A 6,724-nucleotide genomic window follows, 5' to 3' on the forward strand; every position below is an offset into this window, starting at 1 on the left:
GCGGTTGTCAATCGTCATCAATCATGCCCGGGTCCATTGGCGGACCCGCGCGCGACGCCGCCGGAGGCGACCCACGCCACCCGGGCGGCCGCGTCCCGGCCATCGGTGGAGCCTACCGGCTGCCGTACCCCGAACTCGGGGGTCAGTCACCCACCACGTTGAACAGGGCGGCGACCTCGGCGTTGGTCAACCGCCGGATCCGCCCGGTCCGCAGGTCACCGAGCCGGATCGGCCCGATCGAGGTACGCACCAGCCGGGTGACCGGGTGACCGACCTCATCCATCAGCCGCCGGACGATGTGCTTGCGCCCCTCGTGCAGGCTCAGCTCCACCTGGGCGGATTTACCGAGAGTGTCCACCACCTTGAACGAGTCGACCTTGACCGGCCCGTCCTCCAGCTCGACGCCGGCCAGCAGCCGCTTGCTCAGGTTGCGCGGGATCGGCCCGACCACCTCGGCGAGGTACGTCTTGAGCACCTGGTACGAGGGGTGCATGAGCTTGTGCGCGAGGGTGCCGTCGTTGGTGAGCAGCAGCAGGCCCTCACTGTCCGCGTCAAGCCGCCCGACGTGGTAGACCCGCTGCTCCAGCCGGGCGCCGATGAAGTCGGCCAGCTCGTTGCGTCCCTTTTCGTCCGCCATGGTGGTAACCACCCCACGCGGCTTGTTCATCGCCACGTAGACCAGGCGAATGTCGACCTGGAGGCGCTCACCGTCCACGTGGATCACGGAGGTGGCCGGGTCGACCTTGTCGCCGAGCTTGGCGACCCGCCCGTCCACCGTGACCCGGCGGCGGAAGATCAGGTCTTCGCAGGCACGCCGGGAACCCACGCCGGCGGCGGCGAGCACCTTCTGCAGGCGCTCAGCCCCCTCGTAGACGGGCGCGTCGGCTTTGGGGGAACGGTTATCGGGTCGCATCAGCAAGCTCTTCTACGTCGTCGGGCAGGAAGGGTGCGAGGGGCGGCAGCTCGTCGACGGTGTTCAGCCCGAGCTTCTCCAGGAACAACGTGGTGGTCCGGTAGAGGAACGCCCCGCTGTCCGTTTCGGTGCCGCACTCCTCGATGAGGCCACGGGTGACCAGCGTACGGATGACCCCGTCGCAGTTCACACCCCGGATGGCTGAGATTCGCGAACGGGTCACCGGCTGCTTGTACGCAACCACGGCGAGCGTCTCCAGCGCCGCCTGGGTCAGCCGCACGGACTGCCCGTCCAACACGAACCGCTCAACGTACGTAGCGTATTCCGGCCGGGTGTACAGCCGCCACCCGCCGGCCGCCCGCCGCAGCTCGAACCCGTGCCCGGCCGCCGTGTAACCGGCGGCGATCTCGTCGAGCATCGGCCCGACCCGTTCGGCGGGCTGCTCCAGCACCTGCGCCAGCACCAACTCGCTGACCGGCTCGTCGACGACCAGCAGGATCGCCTCCAACGCGCCGCGCAGCTCGGGATCGGACAGCTCGGGCGCAGGCTCCGGCGCGACAGTCGCCCGCCGCCGCCCCGCCAGCTGTCGCCGGGGTACGCCCCCAGCGCCACCCGACTCCCCCACAGTGGCGTCCGTCACCCCGCCGAGGTCCGGCCCCGCCGAACCCACCTCGTCCGCCGCCGCCTCAACGCGATCTGGCTCACCCGGGCCCACCTCGTCCGTGGGGGTGTCGGTGGCGGGCGGGCGGGGGCGGTCCCACGGGGGGACCCAGGCGGCGGCCTGGTCGGCCAGCGAGTCCCGACGTTGCTCGTCACTCATCCCGCGCACCCTCCGTCGTTCCCGTCCCGTCCGGCCCGCCGGCCTCCCCCGCCGGCACAAGGTCAGCCCCTGCCGGCGCAGGCCCAGTCCCCGCAGGTTCTGCCCCCGCCGGCACAAGGTCAGCCCCCGCCGGCCCAGGCTCAGCCCCCGCCAGCGCAGGCTCAGGCTCCGGCGACTCCGGGTCGGCCGGGGTGCCGGCGTACTCGTCGACGTGCAGCTCGGTGTCGCCGTCGACCGGGCCGGTCCAGCGCACTGTCAGCTCCTCCAGGGCCTGCTCCTGCACGAACGACACCAGGCCCTCCCGGTACAGCTCCAGCAGCGCGAGGAACCGGGCCACCACCTCCAGGGTGGCCTCGCAGTCCGCGCAGAGCAGCGAGAACGTGGCGGTGCCGGCCCGGCGCAGCCGGGCGGCGAGGATCGCCGCGTGTTCCCGGACACTGACCCGGACCATGTGCACGTGGGCGATGGAGACCTCCGGCACCGGCTTCGGGGTCATCGCCTTCACGGCCAGCTTCAGCAGCCGCTGGGGACCGATGCCGAGCACCAGGTCGGGCAGCGCCTCGGCGTAGCGGGCCTCCAGGCTGACCGCACGCGGATAGCGTCGGCCGCCGACGGCCTCCAGCTCGGCGATGTGCGCCGCCGCCTCCTTGTACGCCTTGTACTGCAACAGCCGGGCGAAGAGCAGGTCCCGTGCCTCCAGCAGGGCGAGGTCGGCCTCGTCCTCCACCTCGGCGGCGGGCAGCAGCCGGGCCGCCTTCAGGTCGAGCAGGGTCGCGGCGATGAGCAGGAACTCGCTGGCCTCGTCCAGGTCCCAGTTGTCGCCCATCGCCCTGATGTAGGCGATGAACTCGTCGGTGACCGTGTGCAGGGCCACCTCGGTGACGTCGAGTTTGTGCTTGCCGATCAGTTGCAGCAGCAGGTCGAACGGGCCGGTGAAGTTGGCCAGCCGCACCGTGAAGCCGGTGGCAGCCGGGTCAGCGGGCTGCACACCGTCGACCACTGCCGCGTCGGCGGTCTCGGGTGGGTCGAGGGGTGGCGCGGTCACCGGACGACCGTAGTCCACGAGGCGGGCACCGGGCGTTCCGGCTACCGCTCCGACTGGGCGGCGATCACCTCGCGGGCCAGCTGACGGTAGTTACGTGCCCCGGAGGAGGCCGGGTCCATCGTCGTGATGGGGGCACCGGCCACGGTGGACTCGGGGAACTTCACCGTCTTGGTGATGACCGTCTGGTAGACCTTGTCGCCGAACGCCTCCACGACCCGCTGGAGGACCTGGCGGCAGTGCGTGGTGCGGCTGTCGTACATGGTGGCGAGGATGCCTTCGAGCTCCAGGTCGAAGTTGAGCCGCTCGCGCACCTTGTCGATGGTGTCCAGCAGCAGTGCCACACCGCGCAGGCTGAAGAACTCGCACTCCAGCGGGATGAGCACGCCGTGCGCGACGGTCAGCGCGTTGATCGCCAGCAGGCCGAGCGACGGCTGGCAGTCGATCAGGATGTAGTCGTACTCCTTGCGGACCGTGCGCAGGACCCGGGCCAGGGCCATCTCCCGGGCAACCTCGTTGACGAGCTGGATCTCGGCGGCGGAGAGGTCGATGTTGGCCGGCAGCAGGTGCAGCCCCGCGACGTCGGTCTTGATGACGACGTCCTCGGCGAGGATGTCGTCCTGCATGAGCAGGTTGTAGATGGACAGGTCGAGGTTGTGCGGGTTGACGCCCAGCCCCACCGAGAGCGCGCCCTGCGGGTCGAAGTCGACCAGCAGCACCTTGCGGCCATATTCCGCGAGCGCGGCGCCCAGGTTGATGGTGGTGGTGGTCTTACCGACGCCACCCTTCTGGTTGGCCATCGCGATGATGCGCGCGGGGCCGTGCCGATCGGTGGGCATCGGCTCCGGGATGGGCTTGCGCATCGTGTAGGCAGCCGGGTCCGCAGGACCCAGGTCCGCGCCGAGCGTGGCCTGCTGCTCGCGGAGCTCCGACGTCCAGGTCTCGGCACGGTCACCGTTGCCAGCCATGTGCTCGTTGCCCCCTCCCGACGACCCACCCGGCGTCGGAGCCGTCCGACGTCCTTCGCGGCGCCGCTGCGCACCCCGGTCGTGTCGCTCCAGGAGGTCCGCGCCGATGCCGACTGTACGCCACCGACCAGCAGGGGGTTCGGCACCGGCCCGGCGTGTCGGCGTCGACCGCGACCGGTTCAGCCCTGGGCGCGCGGATGCGCGGTGGCGTACACCTCGCGCAACCGCTCCACGGTGACCAACGTGTAGACCTGGGTGGTGGTCACCGAGGCGTGGCCGAGCAGCTCCTGGACCACCCGGACGTCGGCGCCGCCGTCGAGCAGATGGGTGGCGTAGGAGTGGCGCAGGGTGTGCGGGGAGACAGCGGCCGGCCCGTCGACGGGCAGCCCGGCCCGGTCGGCGGCGCGGCGCAGGATGCCCCAGGCGCCCTGGCGGGACAACGCGCCGCCGCGCGCGTTGAGGAACACCGCCGGGGTGCCCCGGCCGCCGGCGGCCAGCCCGGGACGGGCCCGGACCAGGTAGGCGCGGACGGCGTCGACGGCGTACCCGCCGACGGGCACCAACCGCACCCGGCCACCCTTGCCGCGCAGCAGCACCGTGCCGTCGTCGGTGTCGAGGTCGTCCACGGCGGCGCCGACCGCTTCGGAGATGCGCGCGCCGGTGCCGTACAGGAACTCCAGCAGCGCCCGGTCGCGCAGCGCGAGGGGCGCGTCGTCGCCGGTCGCGGTGATCGGGCCGGCGGTTTCCAGCAGCCGGACCACGTCGTCGACAGGTAGCGCCCGGGGCAGCCGCCGGGGCGGCGTGGGCGGGCGGACGTCGCGGCTCGGATCGGCGCCGGCCAGGCCTTCGCGCACCGCGAAGCGGTGCAGGCCCCGTACCGCGCTGGCCGCGCGGGCGGCGGAGGAGACGGCGAGGGGCGGGTGCGCGTCGTCGCCGGCGCGCAGCCGCGCCAGGTGCGACTCGACGAGGCCGGCGCCGACCGACGCGAGGTCGGCGACGCCGGCATCGGCCAGGGTGGCGAGATAGCGGTCCAGATCCCGACGGTACGAGGAGAGCGTGTTCGCGGAGAGGCCACGTTCGACGGTCAGGTGGTCGAGGTAGCCGCGAACGGCACGGTGCAGCGCCGGCGTGGGTGCTGTGCCCACGCCGGCGGTGTCCGTGTCGCCGGTCAGCCCGCCACCGTTCAGGCCAGCGCGTCGGCCAGCGGGAGCACGTCCATGCCGTGCGCCTCGGCGACGGGGCCGTAGGTGACCTGTCCGGCGTGGGTGTTGAGGCCCAGCGCGAGCGCCGGGTCGTTGCGCAGCGCCTCGCGCCAGCCCTGGTTGGCCAGCTCCAGGGCGTACGGCAGGGTGACGTTGGTCAGGGCGTAGGTGCTGGTGTTCGGCACTGCGCCGGGCATGTTCGCGACGCAGTAGAAGATCGACTCGTGCACCTTGTAGACCGGGTCGGCGTGCGTGGTGGGGCGCGAGTCCTCGAAGCAGCCGCCCTGGTCGATGGCGATGTCGACAAGCACGCTGCCCGGCTTCATCCGGGAGACCAGCTCGTTGGAGATCAGCGTCGGGGCCTTCGTGCCGGGCACCAGCACCGCGCCGATGACCAGGTCGGCGTCGAGCACGGCGCGCTCGACCTCGTAGGCGTTGGAGGCGACGGTCTGCAGGTGGCCCCGGTAGATGGCGTCGGCCTGCCGTAGCCGGGCGACGTTCTTGTCCAGCAGCAGCACCTCGGACTGCAGGCCCAGTGCGATGGCGGCGGCGTTCATGCCGGAGACGCCGGCGCCGATGACAACGGTCTTGGCCGCGTACACGCCGGAGACACCGCCGGGCAGCACACCGCGCCCACCACCGGTGCGCATCATGTAGAAGGCGCCCATCTGCGGGGCGAGCCGGCCGGCCACCTCGGACATCGGGGCGAGCAGCGGCAGCGACCGGTCGGGCAGCTCGACGGTCTCGTACGCGATGCCGGTGACCCGGCGGTCGATCAGCGCGTCGGTGCACTCCTTGGAGGCGGCCAGGTGCAGGTAGGTGAAGAGCACCTGCCCCTCGCGCATCCGGTGGTACTCCTCGGCGATCGGCTCCTTGACCTTGAGCACCAGCTCGGCGGTCTCCCACACCTCGTCGGCGGTGGCGAGGATCGTCGCGCCGGCGGCGGCGAACTCCTCGTCGGTGATGCTGGAGCCAACCCCGGCGCCGGACTCGACGAAGACCTGGTGGCCGCTGCGGGTGAACTCGTTGACACCCGCTGGCGTGATCGCCACGCGGTACTCGTGGTTCTTGACCTCGCGTGGGATTCCGACCTTCACGATGCAGACACCTCTCTTCGGGGCTGCTCTCCCCCGACTGCTCGGTGCCACGACGGCCCCTTTGCCATCGCGGTACACCGGTCCTGCGGCGGCAGTCTAGGCGCGCCCGGCGCCGCCGCGAGCCAGCACAGTGACACCCGGTGCCCGGGTGTCCTGACGAAGTGTCAGGGCGCCGCCGGGATTCGGCGGACGAGCGTCACCTCAGCCGACAGGACAGTGTTTCACCATTATCGTCCCATCTGCCGGGCGGCGGTGCGGACAGCCGGCGAGTGGATCACTAATGTGTCCGCCCATGACCACTCCTCCTTACCAGCCCGGTTACCCCCAGCCGGGGTACCCACAGGGCGTCTCCGACAAGAGCAAGATCGTCGCGGGCATCCTCGGCATCCTGCTCGGCACCTTCGGTGCCGGTCGGTTCTACACCGGACACACCAAGATCGCCGTTCTCCAGCTCGTCGTGAGCCTGGTGACCTGCGGCGTCGGCGCTCTCTGGGGCGTCGTCGACGGCATCCTCATCCTGGTCAACGGCGGCACGGACGCCCAGGGCCGTCCGCTGCGCGACTCCTAGACCAACCAGCGAGAGGGGCCCCGCGGCTGACCGCGGGGGTGAGCAGGTCCGCTCGATGAACGCGGTCTCCGGTGAGCTGCGCACCGAGACCAAGCAGTTGGTGGCGGCGCTGCG

Annotated in this window: 7 protein-coding genes; 1 reads left to right on the plus strand and 6 read right to left on the minus strand. The window is 71.5% G+C overall.

The genetic code is table 11. The annotated features are described in order from the left end of the window. Nucleotides 1-142 precede the first annotated feature (142 nt). The 6 genes from ABZ794_RS18595 to ald all read right to left on the minus strand — a co-directional run bounded on the left by ABZ794_RS18595 (nucleotide 143) and on the right by ald (nucleotide 6,042). Nucleotides 143-913 (minus strand): pseudouridine synthase, encoded by a 771-nt coding sequence (locus tag ABZ794_RS18595; protein WP_210784817.1) that lies wholly within the window; start codon nucleotides 911-913, stop codon nucleotides 143-145. After that, nucleotides 900-1,733, minus strand: a complete 834-nt coding sequence (scpB, locus tag ABZ794_RS18600) for an SMC-Scp complex subunit ScpB (protein ID WP_357516589.1) — start codon at nucleotides 1,731-1,733, stop codon at nucleotides 900-902. The genes ABZ794_RS18595 and scpB overlap by 14 nt, the downstream gene beginning before the upstream one ends. Further along, a complete protein-coding gene (locus ABZ794_RS18605) occupies nucleotides 1,726-2,778 on the minus strand; it encodes a segregation/condensation protein A (protein WP_357516591.1) in 1,053 nt (350 codons plus the stop codon). Before ABZ794_RS18605 ends, scpB begins: the two co-directional genes overlap by 8 nt. A gap of 41 nt (nucleotides 2,779-2,819) precedes the next feature. Further along, nucleotides 2,820-3,743 (minus strand): ParA family protein, encoded by a 924-nt coding sequence (locus ABZ794_RS18610; protein WP_124817891.1) that lies wholly within the window; start codon nucleotides 3,741-3,743, stop codon nucleotides 2,820-2,822. 179 nt (nucleotides 3,744-3,922) lie between these two features. After that, the gene (locus ABZ794_RS18615; protein ID WP_357516594.1) at nucleotides 3,923-4,888 is read right to left on the minus strand and encodes a site-specific tyrosine recombinase XerD; all 966 of its coding nucleotides are present in this window, start codon (nucleotides 4,886-4,888) and stop codon (nucleotides 3,923-3,925) included. 38 nt (nucleotides 4,889-4,926) lie between these two features. Then, nucleotides 4,927-6,042, minus strand: a complete 1,116-nt coding sequence (ald, locus tag ABZ794_RS18620; RefSeq protein ID WP_196927225.1) for an alanine dehydrogenase — start codon at nucleotides 6,040-6,042, stop codon at nucleotides 4,927-4,929. A gap of 292 nt (nucleotides 6,043-6,334) precedes the next feature. On the opposite strand from ald, the gene ABZ794_RS18625 reads away from it, so the two are divergent. Next, the gene (locus ABZ794_RS18625) at nucleotides 6,335-6,610 is read left to right on the plus strand and encodes a TM2 domain-containing protein (RefSeq protein WP_181539390.1); all 276 of its coding nucleotides are present in this window, start codon (nucleotides 6,335-6,337) and stop codon (nucleotides 6,608-6,610) included. Nucleotides 6,611-6,724: the final 114 nt, after the last annotated feature.

It is taken from the genome of Micromonospora sp. NPDC047187 (assembly GCF_040643355.1).
Taxonomy (GTDB): domain Bacteria; phylum Actinomycetota; class Actinomycetes; order Mycobacteriales; family Micromonosporaceae; genus Micromonospora; species Micromonospora salmantinae.

What these genes read in the sequence shown, in the direction of transcription:
- ABZ794_RS18595 (WP_210784817.1), bottom strand. Translation starts at nt 913, where the DNA reads ATGCGACCCGATAACCGTTCCCCCAAAGCCGACGCGCCCGTCTACGAG.
- scpB (WP_357516589.1), bottom strand. Translation starts at nt 1,733, where the DNA reads ATGAGTGACGAGCAACGTCGGGACTCGCTGGCCGACCAGGCCGCCGCC.
- ABZ794_RS18610 (WP_124817891.1), bottom strand. Translation starts at nt 3,743, where the DNA reads ATGGCTGGCAACGGTGACCGTGCCGAGACCTGGACGTCGGAGCTCCGC.
- ABZ794_RS18625 (WP_181539390.1), top strand. Translation starts at nt 6,335, where the DNA reads ATGACCACTCCTCCTTACCAGCCCGGTTACCCCCAGCCGGGGTACCCA.